Raw genomic sequence first — 22,891 nt, 5'->3', positions numbered from 1 at the left:
ACCAGACCCCCGGATGGGACGATGAGGTTCATGAGCACGACTGCATCCACCGAGATCGACGACGCGATCGCCGGCCTCGACCCCGAACTCGGTGCCGGGCTCCGAAGCCTCATCGCCGGGCTCGACCCGGAGGATCTCGCCGAGCGCGATGCGCGCGACGTCGTCGGGGCGGCGATGTCGATGCGGGCCCTCGCCGATCGCCGCGCGCACGGACAGACGCACGTGGCGGTGTTCACCCCGACGCTCGCCGAGCACGGCTGGAGCTCACGCCGCACGATCGTCGACGTCTGCACCGACGATGCGCCCTTCCTCGTGGACTCGGTGATCGCGGCGGTCGCGCGCCAGGGGCTCGCGGTCCACCTCCTGGTGCACCCGATCGTGGCGGTGCGCCGCGGCGACGACGGCACCCTGCTCGAGATGAACGCACCCGGTGGCGGCCTCGAGTCGTGGATCCACCTCGAGGTCGATCGCCTGCCCACCGACGAGGCGCGGGCCGAGCTCGCGGAGCGGCTGCAGTCCGTGCTCGCCGACGTCCACGTCGCCGTCGACGACTGGGAGGCCATGCGCCGGGCGTGCCTCGACGTCGTCGCCGAGCTGCGCACAGCGCCGCCGTCGACCGCCGCCCCCGAGACCATCCAGCCGGCCGTCGATTTCCTGTCCTGGCTCGCCGACGACAACTTCACGTTCCTCGGCTATCGCGAATACGCTCTGCAGACCAACGGGACCGGTGAGGACGTGCTGGTGCCGGTGCCCGACACCGGCCTCGGCATCCTGAGCAAGCCCACCACGGCGGTCGCCCACCTGCGGCCGGAGGCCCAGCGGACAGCGCGGGAACCCCGCATCCTCACCATCACGAAGGCGAACTCGCGCGCGACCGTGCATCGCGACGTCTATCTCGACTACATCGGGGCGCGCACGTTCGACGAGGCCGGGAACGTGACGGGCGAGCGCCGCTTCCTCGGCATGTTCGCCTCGGGCGCGTACGCGGCATCCGTCATGACGCTCCCCATCGCCTCGAACAAGGTGCACGCGGTCCTCGACGCGTCCGGCTTCGCGCCGATGTCGCACACGGGCAAGGACCTGCTGCAGATCCTCGAGCAGTACCCGCGCGACGAGCTGTTCCAGGACACGCCCGAGCACCTGCTCGAGGTCGCATCGGAGGTCAGCCGCCTCCGCGAGCGCCGCCGCGCCCGCGCGTTCCTGCGCCGCGACGAGTTCGGGCGATTCGTGTCCGCACTCGTCTACCTGCCGAAGGACCGGTACAACACGACGGTGCGTCTGCGCATCCAGACACTGCTGCAGTCGGTGTTCGCCGCGGAGAACGTCGACCACGCCACGTGGGTCGGCGACGCCCCGCTCGCGCAGCTCCACTTCGTCGTGCGCATGCCGCGCGGAGCGTCGCTCCCCGACGTGGACGAAGCCGCCCTGCAGGCGCGGCTGGCCGACGCGGTGCGGGGCTGGGATGAGGGGCTCGTCGACGCGCTCCACCTGACTCAGGGCGAGGAGGAGACGGCGCGGCTGCTGGCCCGTTACGGCGACGCGTTCCCGCTGGCGTACAAGGAATCGGTCACCCCCGAGGAGGCCCTCGACGACATCGCGCTGCTCGAGAGCCTCGAGGCGCGCGAGTTCGCGGTGCACCTCAACATCCCCGAGCGCGACGACCCGGACGAACGCGTCCTCACGGTCGTGTCGCACCGTGAGTACCCGCTCACGCAGGTGCTCCCGATCCTGACGGACCTGGGCACGGACGTCGTCGAGGAGCGTCCGTACACGATCACCCTCCCGAACGGCGAGGTCCGATACATCTCGGACTTCGGTCTCACCGTCCCCGCCATCGACGCGGCCACGGCCGAGCGCTGGAGCGACCCGGCGTGGGGCGCTGACTTCGAGGCGGCGTTCACCGCATCCTGGACGGGCGCGGCGGAGAGCGACCGCCTCAACTCGCTGGTGCTGCTCGGCGGGCTCGACTGGCGCCGCATCGTCATCCTCCGCTCGATCGCGATGTACCTGCGGCAGATCGGGTCCGCGTTCTCGGTCGAGTACATCGAGCAGGCGCTCGTCGCGAACCCCGCGCTCGCGCGCGACCTCGTGCGGCTGTTCGAGCTCCGCTTCGACCCCGCGCTCTCCGCGGATCGGCACGAGCAGTCGGATGCGGCCGAGGCCGCGCTGCTGCAGGCGCTCGACGGCGTGTCGAGCCTTGACGACGACCGCATCCTGCGCTCGTTCATCGGCGTGATCGGCGCGACGTGGCGGACGAACTTCTACCAGCCAGCATCCGACGGCTCGCCGAAGCCGTGGGTGTCGATGAAGCTCGACTGCGCCCGCGTCCCCGGGCTCCCGAAGCCGCACCCGATGGCCGAGATCTGGGTCTATTCGCCCGAGGTCGAGGGCGTCCACTTGCGCTTCGGCAAGGTCGCCCGCGGCGGCCTGCGCTGGAGCGACCGTCGCGAGGACTTCCGCACCGAGGTGCTGGGCCTCGTCAAGGCGCAGATGGTGAAGAACGCCGTCATCGTGCCGACCGGCTCCAAGGGCGGGTTCTTCGCGAAGCGCCTGCCCGCGCCGAGCGACCGCGGAGCGTGGATGGATGCCGGCAAGGCCGCCTACCGCACGTTCATCCGGGGCCTCCTCGACATCACCGACAACCGCGTCGGCAGCGAGATCGTCCCGCCCGCCGACGTCGTCCGCCACGACGGGGACGACTCGTATCTGGTCGTCGCGGCGGACAAGGGCACCGCATCCTTCTCCGACATCGCGAACGCCATCTCCGAGGAGTACGGCTTCTGGCTCGACGACGCGTTCGCTTCGGGCGGCTCGGCCGGATACGACCACAAGGGCATGGGCATCACCGCGCGCGGCGCGTGGGAGTCGGTCAAGCGGCACTTCCGCGAGCTCGGCGTCGACACGCAGACCGAGGACTTCACGGTCGTCGGCGTCGGCGACATGTCGGGAGACGTGTTCGGGAACGGGATGCTGCGCTCCCCCTGCATCCGCCTCGTGGCCGCGTTCGACCACCGCCATGTCTTCGTCGATCCGGACCCGGATGCCGCGGCATCCTTCGTCGAACGTCAGCGCCTCTTCGACCTCCCCGGCTCGTCGTGGGACGACTACGACCGCGAACTCATCTCCGCGGGCGGCGGGGTGTTCCCGCTGTCGCTGAAGTCGATCCCGGTCACGCCGGAGATGACGAGGGCGCTCGGGCTCGACCCGTCGGTGAGGAAGGTGACCCCGCTCGAGCTGAAGCGTGCGGTTCTTCTGGCCCCCGTCGACCTGTTCTGGAACGGCGGCATCGGCACGTACATCAAGGCGGGCGCCGAGACGCATGCCGAGATCGGCGACCGCGGCAACGACGCGATCCGCGTGAACGGCGACCAGCTGCGCGTGCGCGTGGTCGGCGAGGGCGGCAACCTCGGTGTGAGCCAGCGCGGCCGCATCGAGGCCGCGATGGCCGGTGTCGCGATCAACACCGACGCGATCGACAACTCCGCCGGAGTCGGCACGAGCGACCGCGAGGTCAACATCAAGATCCTGCTGGGCGCGCTCGAGCGCGCGGGGCGGCTCGACCGGTCCGCACGCAACGAGCTGCTCCGCTCGATGACCGACGAGGTCGGGGTCCAGGTGCTGCGCGACAACTACGAGCAGAACGTCCTCCTCGGCAACTCGCGCGCGAACGCCGCGGTGATGCTGCCGGTGCACGAGCGTCTCATGGAGCTGCTCGAGCAGCGCGACGAGCTCGACCGCGAGCTGGAGTTCCTGCCGAGCTCGGCCGAGGTGCAGGTGCGCGGCACTGAAGGGCGCGGGCTCACGCGCCCCGAGTTCGCGGTGCTCGTCGCATACGCGAAGCTCGCGCTCAAGGCCGACCTCACCGCATCCGACCTGTCTCGCGACCCCTGGTTCGCGGGCACCCTCGCGGAGTACTTCCCGGGTCCCATCCGGGAGGCCTACGCCGGCGACCTCGATGCGCATCCGCTACGCACGGAGATCATCGTCAACTCGATCGTGAACTCGATGGTCAACCGGGGCGGCATCACGTTCGCCTCCCGGGCGGCCGACGAGACCGGCGCGTCGAGCGAGCAGATCGCCCGCGCGTACGTCGCCGTGCGCGAGATCTACGACCTGCGCGGCTTCGTCGTCGCGGTCGAGGCCACCGACAACGTGGTGCCGACCGCGGTGCAGACCGACCTGTACCTGACTTTCCGCCGGCTGCTCGACCGCGCGACGCGCTGGTTCGTGCAGCACCGTCCCGACGGGTTCGACATCGGCGAGCAGATCGCCGACTTCCACGCGCCGATCGCATCGTTGTGGGCCGAGATCGGCGACCTGCTGCGGGGCAACGACCTCGAGCGCTTCGAGCGGAGGATGCGCGAGCTCGAGAATGCCGGCGTCCCCGCCGAGCTCGCCCGCCACGGCGCAGGCACCCTCGACGTCTTCTCGCTGCTCGACGTCATCGAGTGCTCGCGACTGCGCGAGTGGGACCAGCGGGAGCTGGCTGCGCTGTACTTCGCACTGTCGGCCCGACTGCGGTTCGAGCAGATCCTGACGAAGACGACCGCGCTGCCGCAGGACGACCGCTGGGGATCGATGGCGCGTGCCAGCGTCCGCGACGACCTCTACGCCATCATGATCGAGCTCACCGCCACGATCGCGCAGCAGACGCCCGTCGCCGACCCCGACGTGCGGATCGAGTCCTGGCTCGAGCAGGGCGGCGCCACCGCCCGACGCGTGCTCGAGGAGGCGCTCGCCGCCGCGCATGCCGAGGACGGCTCGCGGCTCGCGACGCTGTCGGTCGCGGTCAGGCGTCTGCGCTCCCTCATCCGCTGAGCGCCTCAGCGCCCAGGCGCGCGTCCTAAGAGCTGGTCGCCGCCTGCGGGCGCGCGGTGGACGAGCGCACGATCAGCGTGGGCTCGGTCTCCGGCAGGTCGCCGACGGCATCCCGGCCCTCGATCTCCGCGATGAGCCGCAGGGTCGCCGCGCGGCCGAGCGCTTCGAACGGCTGGCGGACGGTCGTGAGCGCGGGAGAGGCGTACGCCGCGAGCGCGATGTCGTCGACGCTCACGACGGAGATGTCATCGGGAACGGTCCGCCCCGCCTCGTGCAGGGCGCGGAGGAGGCCGAACGCCATCTCGTCGCTCGAGACGAAGACCGCCGTGACGCCCGGGATCGCCGCGATGGTGCGGCCCGCGCGATAGCCGGACTCGGGCGTCCAGTCGCCCGGGATGACGGGCGGCGGCGTGATGCCGCGTTCGAGCAGCGTCTGCTCCCACGCCTCGCGGCGGTGCTGCGACTCGAGCCAATAGTCGTCGCCGGACACGTACCAGACGGTCTCGTGGCCGAGATCGAGCAGGTGCTCGACGGCGAGGCGCGCGATCGCGTGCTGGTCGACGGCGAGCGGGGCGTCTTCGGCGAGGGACGCGCGCTCGCTGCGGATCGATGGCGTGCGATCCATGCGCATGCGCATCGCGGGGCTGTTGAGCTCGACCGGGACCCCGATGACGACGCCTTCGGCGCCCTGCCGCTCGAGCCGGTCGAAGGCCTCGAAGAACGCCTCGCCGGACGCGTGGTCGGGCACGGCCGCCGTCGTGACCGTGTATCCGTTGGCAGCGGCGGCGTGCTCGATGCCGACGCCCAGAGCGCTCGAGGAATACCGGTCGGTCGAGACGACGAGGACGCCGAGGAGCCGCGTGCGGCCGGAGGCGAGGGATGCCGCGGCCGCATGCACGCGGTAGCCGAGCTGATCGACGACCGCCATCACGCGCCGGGCGGTCTCGGGCCGCACGCTCCCCTGGCCGGAGAGGACGCGCGACACCGTCTGGGTCGAGACGCCGGCCAGACGCGCGACGTCGACCTGGCTGGGAGACTTGTCCGGCTGGCGCGGTGACATGTAGCCAATGGTAGCGATCAACCTCCGGAAAATCATGTCTTTCCGGACGTCCTTGATGCAATAATGTGAGCGCAAACATTTTGATGGCCAGCATCGGGAGAAGCATGACCGACACCGTCGCCACGACGCCGCACGACCTCACCGCGGGCGGTCCTGCCCTGACCTGGAACGAGGAAGGCCTCCGCCGATACGGGCGGGAGCACCGCATCCTGTCGGGCGCGGTCCACTACTTCCGCGTCCACCCCGACCAGTGGGGGGATCGCCTCCGCCGCCTCGCCGCGATGGGCGCGAACACGGTCGACACGTACGTCGCCTGGAACTTCCACGAGCGCACCGAGGGGGATGTCCGGTTCGACGGCTGGCGCGACATCGAGCGGTTCATCCGCATCGCGGGCGATCTCGGCCTCGACGTCTTCGTCCGCCCGAGCCCCTACATCTGCGCGGAGTGGTCGAACGGCGGCATCCCCGCCTGGGTGAGCGGGCGCGCCCGCGCGCTGCGCACGACCGACGAGGGCTTCCTCGCGGCGGTGGATGCCTGGTACGACCGGCTCATCCCTCGCCTCGTGCCGCTGCAGGCGGCGTTCGGCGGCCCGATCGTCGCGATCCAGGTCGAGAACGAGTACGGCTCGTTCGGCAGCGACGCCGCCTACCTCGAGCATCAGCGCGAAGCGCTGCGCTCCCGCGGCATCGTCGAGATGCTGACCACCGCCGACGGCATCACCCGTGACATGGTCGAGCACGGCAGCGTCGACGGCGCGATGACGACCTTCACGTTCGGCACCGGGGTGTCGCGCGCGCTCGAGCTGCGCCGCGACGGCCACGCGTTCATGTGCGCGGAGCTATGGGGCGGATGGTTCGACCATTGGGGCGAGCGGCACCACGTGCGCTCGGCGCAGAGCGTGCGCGAGACGCTCGACGAGCTCCTCGACGCGGGCGGGTCGCTGAGCCTGTACATGGCGCACGGCGGCACGAACTTCGGCCTGTGGAACGGCGCCAACCACGACGGGCGGCTGCAGCCGACGGTCACGAGCTACGACTCGGATGCGCCGATCGGCGAGGACGGCACCCTGAACGAGAAGTTCCACGCAGTGCGCGCCGCCTTCGCCCCCTTCCACGACGGCCATCTGCCGCCGATCCCTGCTCCGCCGAGGCTCCAGGCGCCGCAGACGGCGGCGCTCGCTCCGCAGGCCACGCTGCTCGACGTCGTGCGTGCGACGCCGGTCGCCGCGACCCGACCGCGCCCCATGACCTACGAGGAGCTCGGCGCGGAGGACGGTCTGGTCGCGTACGAGACCGACGTCAGGTTCGAAGCCGGGGCGCGCCTCGAGATCGCGGGCCTGCACGACCGGGCGACCGTGTTCCTCGACGACGAGCGGCTCGGCACGCTCGAGCGCGACGGGGCGACCTCCCTCGCCCTCCCCGCCGCCGGCGGGGCGGGACGCCTGACGATCGTCGTCGAGAGCCTCGGCCGCATCAACTACGGCCCGCTCCTCGGGGAGGGCAAGGGGATCATCGGAGGCGTCCTCATCGAGCGTCGCTACGTGCACGGGTGGGCGCACCGCATCCTGCCGCTCGACGCCCCCGCGTGCACCGGCGACCGTGGAGCCGACGGGCTCGCGATCGCGACGTTCGACGTCTCGGATCCGGCCGATGCCTGGTTGGCGTTCCCGGGCGGCGCGAAGGGCATGGTGTGGCTGAACGGCTTCCTGCTTGGCCGCTACTGGGAGGCAGGTCCCCAGGTGACGCTCTACGCTCCCCGCCCGCTGTGGCGCGCGGGGCGCAACGAGGTGCGCGTCCTCGACACCGACCGGCTCGGCGACGTCGTCGAGATCCGGGAGCGGCCGTCGTTCGGGCCGACCGAGGAGTTCATCGGGTCCTGACTCCCCGACCACGAAGAAGGGTCGCTCCCCTCGGGAGCGGCCCTTCTTCCTGTCCGGTGGTCAGCCCTTGACGGCGCCCGCAGCAAGCCCCGAGCGCCAGTAGCGCTGGAGCGTGAAGAACAGGATGACGAGCGGAATGACGCCGAGCAGCGCGCCGAGCATCACGGCGCCCTTGTCGGGCGCGAAGTAGCTCATCATCCCGTAGAGGCCGAGGGTGACGGGCTTGAGCTCGGGGCTCGAGATCATCATCAGGGGCAGCAGGAAGTTGTTCCAGGTCGCGACGAACACGAACAGGAAGATCGTCACCATCGCGGGGGCGAGCAGGCGCAGCACGATCGTGAAGAAGATGCGGATCTCCCCCGCCCCGTCGATGCGCGCCGCCTCGAGCAGCTCCGTCGGCACCGACGACTCGGCGTAGACCATCCCGAGGAACACGCCGAACGGCGAGACGGCGGCGGGGATGATGATCGCCCACACCGTGTTCGTCAGACCGAGCGCATGGAACTCGATGTACAGCGGGACCGTGAGTATCGCGACCGGCAGGAGGAGCCCCGCCATGATCACTCCGACCGCGATGCGTTTGCCGGGGAACGAGAACTTCGCGATGGCGTAGCCGGCCATCACGGCGATCAGCGTCCCGATCACGCCGGCGGCGGTCGAATAGACGATCGAGTTGCCCACCCAGTGCCAGTACAGGCCCTGCGTCCAGGCCATGAGCTTGTCGTAGTTCGTCGCGAGGTTCCACTTCGCGAACCAGAAGCCGAAGCTCGACGTCAGGTCGGCGTTGCTCTTCGTGGAGGCGACAGCCAGCCAGTACACCGGCACGAGGAAGTACAGCGTCGCGACGACGAGCGCGATGATCCCGAAGGTCCGCGCGACGGGGCCCGGCGCGATCGACGACGGCAGCGCATCCACCGCCTGCGGCCGACGCCGGCGCTGCGGGGAGGATGCCGCGACCACGGCGCGGGTCTCGAGGCTCGACGTGGTCATGCATCCCCCTTGCGGCGCTGCAGTAGCGCGTAGACGATCGCGAGCACGCCCGCGATCAGGGCCATCAGCAGCGAATACGCGGATGCCGGGCCGCTCCCCGAGGGCGAGATCTCCCCCATCATCGAGTTATAGGTGAGCATCATCGGCGTGTAGTCCTTGCCCATCCAGGCGTTCGCCGTCTGCATCACCATCGGCTCGTTGAAGAGCTGAATCGTTCCGATGATCGACAGGAGCACGGCGAGGAGCGCCGCGCCGCGCACGAGCGGCATCTTGATCCGCGTCGCGATCTGGAAGCCGCTCGCGCCGTCGATGCGCGCGGCCTCGTACAGGTCGCGGGGCACGGCCTGGAGCGCCGCCAGGAAGATCAGCATGTTGTAGCCCGTGTAGGTCCACGTGGTCATGTTGGCCATCGAGAAGAGGATCGTGCCCGGCGCCATCAGGTCGACGCCCTCGGGGAGGAACTTCATGAGCGGCGACACCTGTGGCGTGTACAGGTAGAGCCACATCATCGCGGCGATGATGCCCGGAACGGCGTAGGGCAGGAAGAACGAGAGCCGGAACAGCGCCGGGCGGCGCACGATGAACGAGTCGAGCAGCAGTGCAAGGGCGAGCGCGACGATGATCATCACCGGGATCTGGATGGCCGCGTAGAGCACGACGCGGCCCATGCCGATCCAGAACGCGCTGTTGCCGATCGCCGCGGTGAAGTTCGCGAGGCCGACGAACGCGTCGACCTGCCGGCCGCCGCCGTAGAGCCCGCCGCCGGAGGAGACCTGGGCGAACAGCGACGAGCGGATCGAGACGCCGATCGGAACCAGGAACACCATCGCGAAGAGGATCGCGAACGGCGCCAGGAACATCCATCCGGTGAGCGCTTCCCGCCGGGCGCCGCGCCCCGTGCGGCCGCGCGCCACCGGTGGACTGTCGCCTCCTGCCGGCCCGCTCGAGCGCGGGGTGCGCGTATCGGTCACTGTGGCCATGCTCATCCTTCCGTCCGACGGGTTCCGGATGCGGGATCCCGACATCGGCGGCGGAGTGCAGCTGGGCATGCACTCCGCCGCCGGCGGGTCATCCGATCATTGTGCGACGGGAAGCCCGAGGTCCTTCAGGGATGCGACCGCGGTCTGCTGGGCGGTCTGGAACACGTCCGCGACCTTGGCCGATCCGGCGACCGCGGCGGCAGCCGTCTCGCTCATCTTGGACAGTGTGGCGAAGCCCGGGGCGTAGGGGAAGTCCGGGTTCAGGTTGCCGGTCGCCGTCGCGAGCTCGGCGAGCACATCCTGTCCGCCGAACTGCTTGAGCATCTTCTCCGGCGTCTTGACTGTGCCCTTCGCCGCGACGACCAGGCCCTGCGACGCGAGGTCGTTGACCTGCGTGTTGAACCAGTTGTCGAACTCCATGGCCTGCTCGGGGTACTTGCAGCCCTTCATGACGGACACGCCGGAGCCGCCGTCGGGGCCGGTCATCGCGCCCTTTCCGTAGTCGGGCAGCTGCGCGACCCGCCACTGGCCCGCGGCGGGGGTGCCGTCGAGCGAGTCGAGCATGAAGCCCGCCTCCCACGCGGCGCCGACGTGGCCGATGAGCTGGCCGTCGTTGAGCGCCTTGGTGAACCCGTCGCCCCACCGTTCGGTGGCGAGGGTCTGCTTGTTGTCGAGGAGGTTCTGCCAGAACGCGGCGACCTTCTGGGAGCCCGGGCCCGTGGCATCCACGCTCCACTTGCCGTCCTTGGCCGCGAACCACGTGTCGCCGGCGGCCGCCGACTGCGCGCTGAGCCAGTTCTGCGCCTCATCCGGGGTGAAGGCCGTGACATACTTGCCGGCCGCCGCGGCCTTCGCGGAGTCGGCGGTCAGGTCGTCCAGTGTCTTGGGGACGGTCAGGCCGAGCTGATCGAACGCGGTCGCGTTGTAGAAGTACACCAGCGGGCCGGTGTCCTGCGGGAGGCCGACGATCGCGTCGCCCACCTTCATGCCGCTGAAGGCGCCCGCGGAGTAGTTGTCCTTGTACTTCGCAGCCTCCTTGGCGACGTCCTCGAGCATGCCCTTCGCATACAGCTGCGGGACCTCGGCGTAGCCGGTCTGCGCGAGGCACGGCGCGGTTCCCGACTTCACGTCGGTCTCGAGCTTCAGGATCATGTCGCTGGACTTGCCGTCGAACTTGGTCGACTTCACCTGGATGTCGGGGTGCTCCTTGTTCCAGCGTGCGACGATGTCAGCGACGGGCGTCATGCCCTCGCCGTCCGGCAGGCGGTGCATGTACTCGATCGTGATCGGACCGCTCGGCGCGGTGCCGGACGAGCCGGTGCCGCTCGAGCTGCAGGCTGCGAGGCCCGCGACGGCCAGCGCGCCCGCGCCGACGACGGCCGCGGTGCGGATGATGCGGTGTGTGGATGCCATGCGTACTCCTCGTTGAGGTCAGGACCTCCCGGCTGGGCCGGGACGCGGGACGATCGCCTCGGTACGCGACGTCCTCAGACGCCATTGTGCATCAAAATGTTTGCGCTCACAAGCGCGAATCATCGCGAACTCTGCCTAAGAGTGTTCGCGCTAACAATGAGCGCGAGATGGCGGGCTCGATGGCGCGTCGCTCGCCCTGCACACGCGCGGGTGTCGACCCTGGCAGATGCGGGGATGACAGGCTGCGCGCCTGACGCGGATGGGTCAGAGCTTGTCTCGCGGGATGAACCCCGCGACCGGGATGTCGCTCGTGACGACGGCTTCGACCCTGCGATCGGCGAAGTCCGTCGCGAGCGCGGTCACGACGTCCGCCGTCACGACAGCGGACTGGGTGGCTTCATGCCAGAACAGCAGCAGCGCGGTGAGGCGCTCCGGGGATACGCCGGTCGGACGCACCGCCGCGTTCTCCGGGTCGCGGATGCCGTCGACGGCGAGCGTCGTCGCCAGCAGCCGTTTCAGCAGTCCGTCGATCGGCTCGTCCGCCGCGCGCGCGACCCTGACCTGCACCTGGCTGCGGCGCACACCCTGCGCGGAGTGGTTCACGACGGAATCCGAGAGGAGCTTCGCGTTGGGCACATGCACGGTGCGCCCGTCGTACGTCACCAGCACGACCGAGCGCGAGTTGAGCTCCGTGACGATCCCCGTCATCGCTCCACCCGGCGTATCGACCTGGATCTCATCCCCCTCGCGCACCGGGTGCCGTGACTGGATGAGCACGCTCGCGGCGAAGTTGTCGGCCGTGCCCCGCATCACGAGGACCCCGACGACCGCGACGATGATCACCACGGCGAGCAGCGGCTGGATGTTCGCACCGAGGACCGCCAGAGCGATGCCGAGACCGACCGCGACGATCAGGTACTCGGTGATCCGCGCCGCGGTGATCGCGTAGATCTCCAGTCCGTTCGTACGCTGCATCAGCGCGAGCACGCCCTTCCGGGCGAAGTGGCCGACGATCCACCCCGCGATGGCGACGATCAGGGCGATCGCGACCTGCCACCACTCGATCCCCTGCATCCAGGTCGAGAAGTCCACACTCGCGAGCGCCCGCACGCTCTCACGCTAGAGGCCGCACCGGACCGCCCGCGGATGCCGCGCCGCGCGCATCCGCGGCGGTCAATGCGGGGCCGGGATCACGCGTCCCAGACGGCCCGGACCTGCTCGGCGACGCGGTGCGCCTGGGCGAGCCCCGCTTCGGCGGACGGCCTGCGCGCGGCAGGGTCGAGGGAGTTGCGACCTCTGGCGACCTTCGCGTCCGCATCCGGCGTGATGATGGCGGTCCGCACGCCCTGACCGAGGGCACGCAGATCCTTCGTCAGGCCGATGTTCTCGGGAGCGATCACGACGATGCGGTCGCACCCCTTCGCGAGCTGGACGTTCGTGCCCGACCACATCCCGCCGTCCATGTAGAGGCGGCCGTCGATCTCGACGACCGGCCATACGAGCGGCACAGCGCAGCTCGCGGAGACCGCGTCGACGAGGCCCACGCCGGATGCCGGGTCGAACACCCGCAGCGCCCCGGACTCAACGTCCACCGCGGTGATCCGGAGGTCGCGGTCGGGCCACTCGTGTTGCGGCAGCCGCTGTTCGATGACGCCCCGCCGCTGGCCGACCATCGCGGGGTCCGTCGCGCGGACGGCCTTGCGCCCGAGACGCCGGAGCCCGGCCTCCTTGTCGATCGCGAGCATGAGGTCGACCACGAGCTGGACGGTCCCCCGGAAGCCGAGCGATCCCGGGATCTCCGTGCTCGCGCCCTCGACCTGCCTGCGGTACAGCTCCTGGAGCGGCGTGGAGCCTGCGACCTGTGCGGAGACGACCGAGCCCGCCGACGTGCCGACGAGGCGATCCGCGTCGCGCAAGCGCAGCCCCTCCTGCTCGAGCCCGTACAGCAGCCCCGTCTCCCAGGCGACGCCCGTGACGCCACCGCCGCCCAGCACCAGTGCTCGCATCATCGCGCTCCGTTCCCCGTCGTCGCAGATCACGTTCCACCCGCAGAGTAGGGCTCACCCGCAGACGGCCGCCATCCGGTGACGGTCTGCGGGTGGATCTCGGCGTTGTATGCGGAGAGGCTTCGTCTAGTGGTGGCCCCGTCCGTGCGGGTTCGACGGGTTCTGCTGGCCCGGCGACGTCATCGGATTGGAGAACTTCAGCTGGCCTTTGCCATGGGGCTGGGATCCCCTGCCGTTGCCGTTGCCGTTGCCGTTGCCATTGCCATTCCCGTGGCCGTTGCCTTGACCGTTCCCGTGGTCGGCGCCGTTGTTGGGGCGACCGGGATTCGGCTGAGGCGGACGCGCGGGCTTCGTGGCGCCGAGGCCATCTTCCGGAGGCAGGCCCGGAGTGACGGGCGCGACCACGGCAGGTCCGGTGGGGATCTGGCTGCGCGGCTCCGGAGTCTGCCGGACGTCATCGCCGCTGACCGCGTGCGGCTCTGGCGCCGGCACGGTCTCGAGCTCCTGCATGGACGCCATCAACTCCAGCCCGAGATCTGCGGGTTGCGAGGGTCCTTCAAGGGTCAGGCCGCTGCCGACGACGATCGTGGTGTCGGCGTATGACGCGGTATTGAGGAGCACGGCGGGGGTGAAGATCCCGGCGATGCCCAGCAGCGCGCAGACCGACGCAGCGAGCACCCTTCTGCGCGGGCGACGGCCCCCCATCGGGCCGTAGAAGGCGTAGGCGGACTGGGATGTCTCGGCAGGCATGTGATCTCCAGGTGTGCGAAGACCTCGGCCTTCGCTGTGCACGTTCACCTGCACCTATCGGCAACTCGCGGCGTTTCGACAGCCCTGGCAGCATCGCGTGCCAGACGAGGAACCTGCTGGTATACCAGCATATAGCGAATCGAGCTTTGCGCCCGCGTGCGCATCGAGTCCCCCTCGAGAGAGACTCATTCCCCAGATGGTGCCCCGCCGCCTGCGTGCTCCGGCGGGTGCCGCGAGAGCCCGTTCCCCAACGCGACTCGCGGCACCCGCCCTCGACCCTTCGCCCTGGCGAAGGGGACGATCAAGCCCGCACCGGTGTGCGCCCCAGTCGCACACCGGTAACCGGTGCTTCGAACATCGCGCCCCCAGAGCGTGTGTCCGGATCTCAATGTAGCGACTCCTTGTCCCCCTTTTGGGGGACAAATGCCATTCTTCAGGAGATCTTCAGCTTTGCTGATGCTTCGCCGCCGGGGTGCTCGCCCGGCCCTCTGCTGAGTCGCTTCGGCCCCACTGCGCGTCACGGGCTCAGCGGAAGACTCGAGACTCGCCACACGAGGACAGTGAGGGTGTCATCGGCATCACGGCCGCGGCTGCCGGTGATCGCAAGCAGAGCGAGCCGGACCCCACCCAGAATCAGCTCGTTCGTGCGATCCGGGCATGCGCGCACCCCTCCACGGCCGCCCGTCTGCTCGGCCCGCGACATCCGCTGAGACACGCCCGAACGCAGCAACGGACGGGCGGAGAATTGCGGGAGGCAATCCCACCAGCCGAGGAGGCCGATGCCCACTCCCGCCCATGCCTTAGGCCGCTATCTCCGTGCCCGGCGGCACATCACACAACCCGAGGACGCGGGTCTCGTCCGGCAACCCGGAAGGCGAGTCGCCGGGCTTCGCCGGCAGGAGGTCGCTGAGCTCGCAGGGATCAGCGGGGAGTACTACCTGCGCATCGAGCAGGGGCGCATCGGGCGCCCCTCGGAGCAGGTCCTCTCCGCACTCGCCCGTGTGCTGCACCTCGACGACGAGTCGATCGCGTACATGCACCGCCTCGTCGACGGGCAGCCCCCGCGCCAGGTCGCACCCGATCCCGGAGCCGCGGAGCGGATCGCGCGGACACTGTCCCGCTGGTACCGCACCCCGGCCTACATCTCGGATCCGCAGCGAGACATCGTCGCATCCAACGCGCTCGCGGCTGCGCTGGGACACGGAGGGCTCGCCGTCGGCGTCAACCAGGTCGCCGCCCTCTTCAACGCACGCATGAAGAGCACCCTCGTGGAGTGGGAGGCGATGGCGCGCTCAGCCGTCGCCACGCTCCGCCGGGACGCCGATCCGGACTCGCCGCGCCTCGCGGAACTGGTGCGCCAGCTGTCCGCGGATCCGGACTTCGTCCGCATCTGGGCGCGACACGACGTTTCCGGCCCCGAGGACACGACGTTCCACATCCTCATCGAGGGGTTCGGCGAGGTCGCGGTCGACGCGCACAACTTCGCCGTGCGCAGCCTGCCGGGCCACCAGCTCACGGTGCTCTCCGCTGTACCGGGCGGGATGGCGGAGACGCTCTTCGCCGGGCTCGCCGCATCCGTCCCGCTCACGAGCGAGCCTGCTCCTGGGGCCTTCTCGTCGACTGCGAAGGGCGCCGGAGGGTAGTACTACGCGGGCCTCTCTGTCGGACCGGGCCCGCGCATAGCGTGTGTTCCGTGGCCGCGCGACGTGTTCGTCGCCGTCTCGCGCCGCAACCCCTCCCCCTTGAAAGGACACACGATGCCCTACATCACGACGCCCGACGGCACAGAGATCTACTACACCGAGCTCGGCGAAGGCCGCCCCGTCATCTTCAGCCACGGCTGGCCGCTCAACTCGGACGCCTGGCAGAAGGAGTTGAAGATCTTCGCCGACGCCGGGTACCGAGTGATCGCGCACGACCGCCGCGGCCACGGCCGCTCTTCCCGCACGTACCGCGGCAACGACATGGACACCTACGTGGCCGACCTGGCGTCGCTCGTCGAGCAGCTCGACCTGCAGGACGTGCTTCTGGTCGGCCACTCCACCGGTGGCGGCGAGGTCGTCCGCTATGCGGCCACCCGCGGCGCCGGGCGCGTGTCGAAGGTCGCGACGGCCGGTGCGGTCCCGCCCGTCATGCTCCAGTCGGCGACGAACCCCGAGGGCACCCCGCTCGAGGTGTTCGACAGCATCCGTGCGGGCGTGCTCAACGACCGCTCGCAGTTCTACAAGGACCTCGCGGAGTCGTTCTTCGGCTTCAACCACCAGCCCGAGAAGCGATCGCAGGGCCTCGTCGACGACTTCCAGCGCCAGGGCATGATGGCCGGCCTCAATGCCGCGTACGACTGCGTGAAGGTGTTCTCCGAGACCGACTTCACCAAGGATCTGGAGGCGCTCGACGTCCCCATCCTCCTCGCTCACGGCGATGACGACCAGATCGTCCCGATCGCCGCGGCCGCGGAGCGGGCCATCACCCTCGTCTCGCAGGGAACGCTGAAGGTCTACCCCGGCGCCTCGCACGGCATCTGGGGCGAGTACCAGGTCGCCCTCGACGACGACATCCTCGCGTTCTTCGCCGAGTGATCCGGAAGCGGCGAGGGTCTCCCGACCCTCGCCGCTTTCGCCGCGCGCGCGTGCTGGGCGCTCGTCCATGCCGAGCCGCGACCCTCGTGCGGCCCGGCTGCTATCGACCTGCCGCGACCGCGTCGGCATCGGCCGCCATCTGAGCGAGGTCCGCTCTCACGTCCGCCGCATTGTCACCGACCGGTGTGAGAAACCACGTCTGAACATCTCCGGGGAAGGGGACGGCGGCCCACCTGCTGAGCGAATCGGGTTGCCCTTGTGGGTAGAGAGCCTGCACCTGGTCGAGGACTGCCAGCTCTTCCTTCGCGATTCGAGTGGCGTCGCCGAAATTGGTCCACCAGTCGAGCTCTGCCGACGTGCCCGCGAGAGCCTGTCCGCGCTCGTACTCAGACGTGAGGCGGACGTCCTCCGCTCGGAGGATGGCGGCGGCCTTGGCGTCCACCGCTGCGTTCGGCGTGGTGGAACCGGATCCGTCACCCGCGTTCTGAGATGACGGGGATTCACTCGAAACAGCCCCGTCGGTCGGCGCGGTTCTGCTCGGCAGGTCGGTGGGCCACGCCAGTGAGGAGCATCCGGCGAGAACCGTCAGCGCGACGCACCACGTCACGGCAGCAATGATTCGTCCGGCCACGGCGCATGCCCTCTCGACCAGGTGAGGTTACTCCGTGACGACGGCCCTCTCCTGACAGCTCTCGTCTCCGCGGTGCGGATGGTTCTCGAACGCTCGATCCTCAGCATCGTCTTGGGATCCAGGCGCGAAGCTGGATCCGCGAGACAGTGTTGAGCATGTCGCCGCGTGCGCTGACGCGCATCCGGCACATGCGGTGGGAGGCGTTGGTGATTGAGGCGCGGCTGCGTGTTCTGTTGATCGAGGATGACCCGAGGTTGGGCCCGCTCATCGAGCAGGTGCTCGGCGAGGTGTACGACGTGACCCGGGTCTCGGACGGAGAAACGGGCGTCGAGACCGCGGTGTCGAGGATGTTCGACGTGCTGGTCGTCGACCGGCGACTGCCAGGCCTCGACGGTGTCGGGGTCGTCACGGCCCTGCGCGAACGCAGGATCGTCGCGCCGATCCTGATGCTCACGGCTCTGGGAACCGTCCGCGACCGGGTGGATGGGTTGGATGCCGGAGCGAACGACTACCTCGTGAAGCCGTTCGAGTTCGACGAGCTGCTCGCCAGGCTCCGCGCGTTGACGAGACGGTTCACCGGCGAGGGCAAAGAGCTGGGCATCGGGGAGTGGCGACTGTATCCGGAGAGCCGGATGATCTACTCCCCCTATGAAGGTCGGATCGTCCTGACCGACCGTGAGTCCGCCTTCCTCCGGCTGCTCGCGGAGAACCCTCTCCGCACGTTCTCCCGCCGCGAGATTCTCGAGACGGTCTTCGATTCGGACGAGCAGGAGGGCACGGTGGACACCTACGTGCATTACCTGCGCCGCAAGACGGATCCCGACATGATCCTGACGGTTCGGGGCCAGGGATACCGGCTGGGCGAGCCGTGAAGCACCGCGACCGCCTACAGGGAGACGCCCGCGAGGTGACCCGGGCATCCCGCGCGGTGGGCGTCCAGATCGCCATCGCGTCCGGTGCGCTGGTCATCGCGGCCCTCGGCATCGTGTTCATCTATGTGCTCGACCAGCTCCGCCCCTCGGAGGCGAACGAGATCCCGCCCCCTTCGGAGCACCGGATCTACATCGACCCCACGCAAGCGACCGTCGCGTTCGCCATCATCGCGGTGCTCGCGATCGCCATCGCGGGAGTGCTCAGCATGATCGTCACGCGGCGCGCCGTGCGCCCCCTGGGGCGGGCGCTTCAGCTGCAGCGGGACTTCGTCGCCGATGCGAGCCACGAGCTGCGCACGCCCCTCGCTGTGCTCGACGCTCGCCTGCAGGTGCTCCAGCGCGCCCTGCCCGCCGGTGACCCGTCCGCCGCGACGGTGACGGAACTGCGCGCAGACACCAAGACGCTGATCGACGTGGTCAACGACCTCCTGCTCGCGGCCGACCCCGAGCGCGACACGTCCGGCACTGCGTCCCCGATGTTCGACCCCGTCGCGCGGGCCGTCGAGTCACTGCAGGTGCTCGCTCGGGACGCGTCCGTGGAGCTCATCCTGACCGAGGAGACAGAGTCGGCGACGACAGTCCCGCCGGCCACCCTCCAGCGCTGTGCGACGGCCCTCATCGACAACGCACTGTCCCACTCGCCCGCGGGCGGCCGAGTGGGAGTGACGATCGGGCGGGACGGCGCCGCCGCTGTGCTCACCGTCTCCGATCAAGGCCCCGGGATCACGGGCATCGACCCCCGGCGCATTTTCGACAGGTTCGCGCGGGCCGCGCCGGATGCTCCGAGGCTTGCGGGCGCAGGCTTCGGGATCGGGCTCGCACTCGTCCGCGAGATCGCGGCCCGCCATGGCGGCAGCGTTGCGGTGCTCTCGACCGGGCCGAGCGGAACGGCCATCCAGATGAGGGTCCCGTCGGCGTGACCGACGGGACCCTCATCCGGGTTCACGCGTCGACGCTCAACGTGCGGGCGCTCGCAGTCTCCTCCGAGCGCGCCTGCCCGGCGCGGCTTCGGCCCGTGAGTGTGACGTAGATCACGATCGCGACGATCGCGAGGAGGAAGATCAAGCTCGTCACGACCGTCCCCAGCCCGAGCCCGCCGTCGGCGACGGGCTGGGACAGCAAGTCGCCCAGGGAGGCGCCGAGCGGCCGGGTCAGCACGTACGCGGCCCAGAACGCGACGATCGCGTTCAGACGGAACGTGAAGTGCGCGAGCGCGACGAGGCCGATCGCCGCCGCGAACACGCCAACGGAGACGAGGTAGCCGAGGTCGAGCTGCTCGGCGACCAGGTCTCCTGCCGCCGTGCCCAGCGCGAACGTGAACAACACCGCCAGCCAGTAGAACGCCTCCCGTCGACGCGTCACGATCTCGTGGATGGAGAGGGTGCGTTCGACCGCGTACCAGATCGCGAACGTGGCGCCGAGGGCGACCGCGAAGATCGTGGTCGACACCCAGAGGGGCACGCCGAGCCCATCGGTCAGGTTGTCGGTGATGAGCGTGCCCACGACGCTGATCAGCACGACGGTCAGCCAGTAGATCGCGGGGATGTACCGGCGGCTCGCGAACTGGAACGCGAACACCACGAGGAAGACCGCAGCCATCACGACCGAGGTCACCTGGGTTCCCAGGTGCAGGCTCGACGACAGGAGGTCGGCCGCCGTCTCGCCGACGGTCGTCGCCAGGATCTTGATCGTCCAGAACGATGCGGTGGGCTCGGGGACTTTGTTCTCACGGAGAGTGACGCGGTTCGGCTCGGTCATGTGGGGACCTTTCGGTTGATCGGGTCGGACCCACCGAACCTACGGATGCCGGCGCAAGCCACCGCTAAGAATCCCCTCCTTGAGGCCGCAGGTGAGGCGGGCCGGCAAGAATCATGGTGCCCTTTCGTACAGGGTGATCAGTCCTCTGTGCGTGGGGATGCGAGTCGACGTCGCGTGGTAGCCGATCGCCTCAAGATCGCGCACCCCGTAGGTGTCGGCGTGCCCGGGAGAGGGCGCGTACTCGATCATCCACACCCGGTCGACGCCGTCGAAGCGTCCCAGGATGGCTGCGCTCTGCACTGTGAACGCGTAGTCGCGCAGCGTCAGCCCGTCCAGGTAGGACGTCTGCAGTGTCACGTCTTCAAGGTCGTCGAAGCCGGCCGGATAACCGTACTTGGCGAGCCGCGGCCGCCGCGAAGGACGGGTGGACTCGTCGAACACGACCGCATCTCCCGTCTTGGCGTGCGCGCCCAGAACCGCGGAGATCTCGGCGTAGTCGGCGTCGTTCTTCGCGTACGGGGTGCGCTGGGCCGCATACACCGGAAGCGCCAACAGGATGACGAGAGCGCCGGCGGCGCTGCCGATCCAGCGGCGGACGGCGAAGAGGTCGTCGACCCCGCTCGCGACGAGCAGCGCCGCAGCGGGCGCGCAGAACGACACATACCGGGCCGTGAAGTCCGGTACGAACGCGTGCATGCTGATCAGTACAAGGGTCGGCACAAGCAGCCACACCAGCCCTACGAACACGAGCGACGGCGCCCCACTCTCGTCGAGAAGCACCGGCATCCGCGAGGCGCGGCGGGTGCGCATCCGGCCGACCTCGACGATCACCGCGACGACGATCGTCCCCCACGCGATCACTGCGAACGTCCACTGCCCGAACCACAGACCGCTGAACAGCGTGTCGGGTGCGAGCTGCTCGATGGTGCCCAGGTAGGCGACCTGCCCGTGCTCGCGGAAGGCGTAGACAAGCACCGGGGCCGCCGCGAGCAGTCCGGATCCGGTCGCGATGGCCCAGCGGGCGATGATGCGGCGCGACACCCGCGCCGTGAAGACGACGATGGCGTGGACCACTGCGAACAGCGCCACGTAAAGAAACACGAAGATGCCCACGGCGAGTAGCGCGCCGTACAGGACCCAGATGGCCACGGCCCGGCCCTCGCGACCGAGCGCGACGATGAGGAGGAACGTCAGCCATGCGACGATGGCAGCGGAGAACGCAAAGGACCGCGCCTCCTCCCCCATGTAGGTCACGCGAGGCAGGAGCGCACACACGACCCCGGCGAGGACCGCGACCCGGCGCGAGCCGAGCCGGTCGGCCAGAAGCACGACCGCAGCAGTAGCGAACCCGACGGCGACGGCGCTCGGAATCCGCACGGAGAACGGGGAGAACCCGAAGACCGAACCCCACGCATGCAGGCCCGCGTAGTAGAGCCCGTGGACGGCATCCACCTGGCCGAGCATCTGCATCAACGAAGGAATCGACCGCTGCGCCGACATGATGCTGGTAACCTCGTCGGCCCACAGCGAGGGAATCCACGACCCGGCCGCCGCGACCCCAGTACCGACAAACCCGAGCAGCATCGCGACGAGCACACGCCCGCGGGCAGGATGGGGATCCGCCACGACTGTCGGGGTGGATGTCGTCAGGGACACGACCGCACCGTCCTTCCAGAGCGACCCCCGACACCACGCTACGTCCCGCGCCCCCAAGAATCTCCCCAGGCCACGTCACCGCGGAGTCTTAGGCGATCTTCAGGGAGCCGCACGCCGGCGTTTCGGAAGGCTTGGTGGACTGGCGGCATCCAGTAGGAGGAGCCGACATGTCCATCTCTCACGCACGTCTCTTCGCCGTCAGCGTTCTGGCGGCCGGTGCGATCGTCCTTCCGGCGGCGATCGCGTACAGCTCGTCACCCGCCACGCCGAGCCCATCGACCACGAAGGCGAGCATCTCCGCGACATCCGCCGAGTTCGCGGCCCTCGCCGCCTCGGCGGGCATCAGCGAGAGCCGCCTGCAGGACGGCCTGGTAGCCGCCAAGAAGGCCGGCGGGAACAACCCGGACGGCGTCACCGCGTTCGCGGCGGCCACGGGCGTGTCGCCGGCAACCTCGCAGCGGGTCGTCACGAGCGTGTTCGGTGAGCATGTCGACCGGAGCATCACGGGCCCGTCCGCGGCGGATGCTCTCGCCGCGCGCCTCGGTGTGAGTGCCGCTGCCGCGCAGTCCGCGCTGCATCGGATCGCAGCGCTGAGCGGCAAGGACGGCGTAGATCCAGGCTCGCCCGGCTTCGCAGCTATTGCGCACGACCTCGGGACGACCCCTGCGGGTCTGGCTTCCGCACTCGATGCCATGAAGCGAGTCCAGGCTGGAAAGTGAGGCCCACCGGGTTCGGGTACAGCCGCGGATAATGAGTGGCGTGCGGGTGCTGGTGGTCGACGACGACGAGGCAGTGCGCCGATCGCTGGCGGTCGCGCTCGGCCGCGACGGCTATGACGTCCAGCTCGCTGCAAGCGGGGACGAAGCGCTCGCGTTGGCCGCGGCGGAACAGCCCGATGCGATCGTGCTGGACGTCGCGATGCCTGAGCCGAACGGGCTCGAAGTCTGTCGGCGGTTGCGCGCCGGCGGCGACCGCACCCCGATCCTGATGCTCACTGCCCGCGACCTCATCGACGACCGGGTCGCAGGACTTGACGCCGGCGCCGACGACTATCTCGTCAAACCCTTCGCCCTCGCGGAGCTTCGTGCGCGCCTGCGTGCGCTGTTGCGCCGCACCGGCGCGACCGACGAGCGCCTGAGCTACGCCGACGTGGTCATGGACCTGGCCGCGGCCAGTGTGACCCGCGGTGGGCGGATGTTGACTCTCACCCGCACGGAGTACCTTCTGCTCGAGCTGTTCCTACGCAATCCCGGTCGCGTGCTCAGCCACACGGTCATCTACAACGCGGTGTGGGGGTTCGACTTCGGTCCGCGTTCGGCGAACCTCTGGGTGTACATCAGCTATCTGCGTGGAAAGCTCGAGGCCGGCGGCGAGCCCCGCGTGCTGCACACGGTGCGGGGTCTCGGATACGTGCTGCGGGAGCTGCCATGACGCTGCG

General features: G+C 69.5%; 18 protein-coding genes. 8 read left to right on the top strand and 10 right to left on the bottom strand.

Features of this window, described 5'->3' with window-relative positions:
* Positions 1 to 30 precede the first annotated feature (30 nt).
* Complete coding sequence (locus QSV35_RS03205; protein ID WP_286286639.1) at positions 31 to 4,818, top strand: NAD-glutamate dehydrogenase; 4,788 nt, start codon at positions 31 to 33, stop codon at positions 4,816 to 4,818.
* 25 nt (positions 4,819 to 4,843) lie between these two features.
* Here QSV35_RS03205 and QSV35_RS03200 read toward each other — a convergent pair whose 3' ends face one another.
* Entirely contained in the window at positions 4,844 to 5,878 is a 1,035-nt protein-coding gene (locus QSV35_RS03200) for a LacI family DNA-binding transcriptional regulator (protein WP_286286638.1), read from the bottom strand.
* A 104-nt stretch (positions 5,879 to 5,982) separates the two neighbouring features.
* On the opposite strand from QSV35_RS03200, the gene QSV35_RS03195 reads away from it, so the two are divergent.
* Positions 5,983 to 7,758, top strand: a complete 1,776-nt coding sequence (locus QSV35_RS03195; RefSeq protein WP_286286636.1) for a beta-galactosidase — start codon at positions 5,983 to 5,985, stop codon at positions 7,756 to 7,758.
* 60 nt (positions 7,759 to 7,818) lie between these two features.
* On the opposite strand, the gene QSV35_RS03190 is transcribed toward QSV35_RS03195, so the two are convergent.
* The 6 genes from QSV35_RS03190 to QSV35_RS03165 form a co-directional block, all read right to left on the bottom strand.
* On the bottom strand, positions 7,819 to 8,748 hold the full coding sequence (locus QSV35_RS03190) for a carbohydrate ABC transporter permease (RefSeq protein WP_286286634.1): 930 nt from the start codon (positions 8,746 to 8,748) through the stop codon (positions 7,819 to 7,821).
* Positions 8,745 to 9,728 (bottom strand): carbohydrate ABC transporter permease, encoded by a 984-nt coding sequence (locus tag QSV35_RS03185; RefSeq protein WP_286286632.1) that lies wholly within the window; start codon positions 9,726 to 9,728, stop codon positions 8,745 to 8,747. Before QSV35_RS03185 ends, QSV35_RS03190 begins: the two co-directional genes overlap by 4 nt.
* A 96-nt stretch (positions 9,729 to 9,824) precedes the next feature.
* Positions 9,825 to 11,141 (bottom strand): ABC transporter substrate-binding protein, encoded by a 1,317-nt coding sequence (locus QSV35_RS03180; RefSeq protein ID WP_286286630.1) that lies wholly within the window; start codon positions 11,139 to 11,141, stop codon positions 9,825 to 9,827.
* Positions 11,142 to 11,405: 264 nt separating this feature from the next.
* Positions 11,406 to 12,251, bottom strand: a complete 846-nt coding sequence (locus QSV35_RS03175) for a mechanosensitive ion channel domain-containing protein (RefSeq protein WP_286286628.1) — start codon at positions 12,249 to 12,251, stop codon at positions 11,406 to 11,408.
* A gap of 80 nt (positions 12,252 to 12,331) precedes the next feature.
* Positions 12,332 to 13,150 carry a patatin-like phospholipase family protein gene (locus QSV35_RS03170; protein WP_286286626.1) on the bottom strand — a complete coding sequence of 273 codons (819 nt, stop codon included), beginning with the start codon at positions 13,148 to 13,150 and terminating at the stop codon, positions 12,332 to 12,334.
* A gap of 123 nt (positions 13,151 to 13,273) precedes the next feature.
* Positions 13,274 to 13,897 carry a hypothetical protein gene (locus QSV35_RS03165; protein WP_286286624.1) on the bottom strand — a complete coding sequence of 208 codons (624 nt, stop codon included), beginning with the start codon at positions 13,895 to 13,897 and terminating at the stop codon, positions 13,274 to 13,276.
* A 779-nt stretch (positions 13,898 to 14,676) separates the two neighbouring features.
* Between QSV35_RS03165 and QSV35_RS03160 the strand changes: the two genes are divergently transcribed.
* Complete coding sequence (locus tag QSV35_RS03160) at positions 14,677 to 15,540, top strand: helix-turn-helix transcriptional regulator (RefSeq protein WP_286286622.1); 864 nt, start codon at positions 14,677 to 14,679, stop codon at positions 15,538 to 15,540.
* 114 nt (positions 15,541 to 15,654) lie between these two features.
* Positions 15,655 to 16,476 (top strand): alpha/beta fold hydrolase, encoded by an 822-nt coding sequence (locus QSV35_RS03155; protein WP_286286620.1) that lies wholly within the window; start codon positions 15,655 to 15,657, stop codon positions 16,474 to 16,476.
* A gap of 100 nt (positions 16,477 to 16,576) precedes the next feature.
* On the opposite strand, the gene QSV35_RS03150 is transcribed toward QSV35_RS03155, so the two are convergent.
* Entirely contained in the window at positions 16,577 to 16,918 is a 342-nt protein-coding gene (locus QSV35_RS03150) for a hypothetical protein (protein ID WP_286286619.1), read from the bottom strand.
* Between the two features lie 344 nt (positions 16,919 to 17,262).
* Here QSV35_RS03150 and QSV35_RS03145 point away from each other — a divergent pair, with 344 nt between their 5' ends.
* Together QSV35_RS03145 and QSV35_RS03140 are read left to right on the top strand one after the other, a co-directional pair.
* Entirely contained in the window at positions 17,263 to 17,979 is a 717-nt protein-coding gene (locus QSV35_RS03145) for a response regulator transcription factor (protein ID WP_353618954.1), read from the top strand.
* Positions 17,980 to 18,014: 35 nt separating this feature from the next.
* On the top strand, positions 18,015 to 18,959 hold the full coding sequence (locus QSV35_RS03140) for a sensor histidine kinase (RefSeq protein WP_286286617.1): 945 nt from the start codon (positions 18,015 to 18,017) through the stop codon (positions 18,957 to 18,959).
* A 22-nt stretch (positions 18,960 to 18,981) separates the two neighbouring features.
* Here QSV35_RS03140 and QSV35_RS03135 read toward each other — a convergent pair whose 3' ends face one another.
* Both QSV35_RS03135 and QSV35_RS03130 read right to left on the bottom strand, forming a co-directional pair.
* Positions 18,982 to 19,797, bottom strand: coding sequence for a COG4705 family protein (locus tag QSV35_RS03135; RefSeq protein WP_286286615.1), 816 nt, complete (start codon positions 19,795 to 19,797; stop codon positions 18,982 to 18,984).
* Positions 19,798 to 19,908: 111 nt separating this feature from the next.
* On the bottom strand, positions 19,909 to 21,453 hold the full coding sequence (locus tag QSV35_RS03130; RefSeq protein WP_286286613.1) for a glycosyltransferase family 39 protein: 1,545 nt from the start codon (positions 21,451 to 21,453) through the stop codon (positions 19,909 to 19,911).
* A 167-nt stretch (positions 21,454 to 21,620) separates the two neighbouring features.
* On the opposite strand from QSV35_RS03130, the gene QSV35_RS03125 reads away from it, so the two are divergent.
* Both QSV35_RS03125 and QSV35_RS03120 read left to right on the top strand, forming a co-directional pair.
* Complete coding sequence (locus QSV35_RS03125) at positions 21,621 to 22,172, top strand: hypothetical protein (RefSeq protein WP_286286611.1); 552 nt, start codon at positions 21,621 to 21,623, stop codon at positions 22,170 to 22,172.
* A 31-nt stretch (positions 22,173 to 22,203) separates the two neighbouring features.
* On the top strand, positions 22,204 to 22,884 hold the full coding sequence (locus QSV35_RS03120; protein WP_286286609.1) for a response regulator transcription factor: 681 nt from the start codon (positions 22,204 to 22,206) through the stop codon (positions 22,882 to 22,884).
* Positions 22,885 to 22,891: the final 7 nt, after the last annotated feature.

The organism is Microbacterium candidum, from assembly GCF_030315975.1.
In the GTDB taxonomy this organism is placed as follows: Bacteria; Actinomycetota; Actinomycetes; order Actinomycetales; family Microbacteriaceae; genus Microbacterium; species Microbacterium candidum.
The sequence above is the reverse complement of the archived record's forward strand: the minus strand, read 5'-3'. Positions and strand labels throughout refer to the sequence as shown.

Coding starts and splice junctions, on each gene's coding strand:
- QSV35_RS03185 (WP_286286632.1), bottom strand. CDS start 9,728: ATGGCCACAGTGACCGATACGCGCACCCCGCGCTCGAGCGGGCCGGCA.
- QSV35_RS03125 (WP_286286611.1), top strand. CDS start 21,621: ATGTCCATCTCTCACGCACGTCTCTTCGCCGTCAGCGTTCTGGCGGCC.
- QSV35_RS03195 (WP_286286636.1), top strand. CDS start 5,983: ATGACCGACACCGTCGCCACGACGCCGCACGACCTCACCGCGGGCGGT.
- QSV35_RS03200 (WP_286286638.1), bottom strand. CDS start 5,878: ATGTCACCGCGCCAGCCGGACAAGTCTCCCAGCCAGGTCGACGTCGCG.
- QSV35_RS03170 (WP_286286626.1), bottom strand. CDS start 13,150: ATGATGCGAGCACTGGTGCTGGGCGGCGGTGGCGTCACGGGCGTCGCC.
- QSV35_RS03205 (WP_286286639.1), top strand. CDS start 31: ATGAGCACGACTGCATCCACCGAGATCGACGACGCGATCGCCGGCCTC.
- QSV35_RS03165 (WP_286286624.1), bottom strand. CDS start 13,897: ATGCCTGCCGAGACATCCCAGTCCGCCTACGCCTTCTACGGCCCGATG.
- QSV35_RS03155 (WP_286286620.1), top strand. CDS start 15,655: ATGCCCTACATCACGACGCCCGACGGCACAGAGATCTACTACACCGAG.
- QSV35_RS03180 (WP_286286630.1), bottom strand. CDS start 11,141: ATGGCATCCACACACCGCATCATCCGCACCGCGGCCGTCGTCGGCGCG.
- QSV35_RS03190 (WP_286286634.1), bottom strand. CDS start 8,748: ATGACCACGTCGAGCCTCGAGACCCGCGCCGTGGTCGCGGCATCCTCC.
- QSV35_RS03135 (WP_286286615.1), bottom strand. CDS start 19,797: ATGACCGAGCCGAACCGCGTCACTCTCCGTGAGAACAAAGTCCCCGAG.
- QSV35_RS03145 (WP_353618954.1), top strand. CDS start 17,263: ATGTCGCCGCGTGCGCTGACGCGCATCCGGCACATGCGGTGGGAGGCG.
- QSV35_RS03120 (WP_286286609.1), top strand. CDS start 22,204: ATGAGTGGCGTGCGGGTGCTGGTGGTCGACGACGACGAGGCAGTGCGC.
- QSV35_RS03160 (WP_286286622.1), top strand. CDS start 14,677: ATGCCCACTCCCGCCCATGCCTTAGGCCGCTATCTCCGTGCCCGGCGG.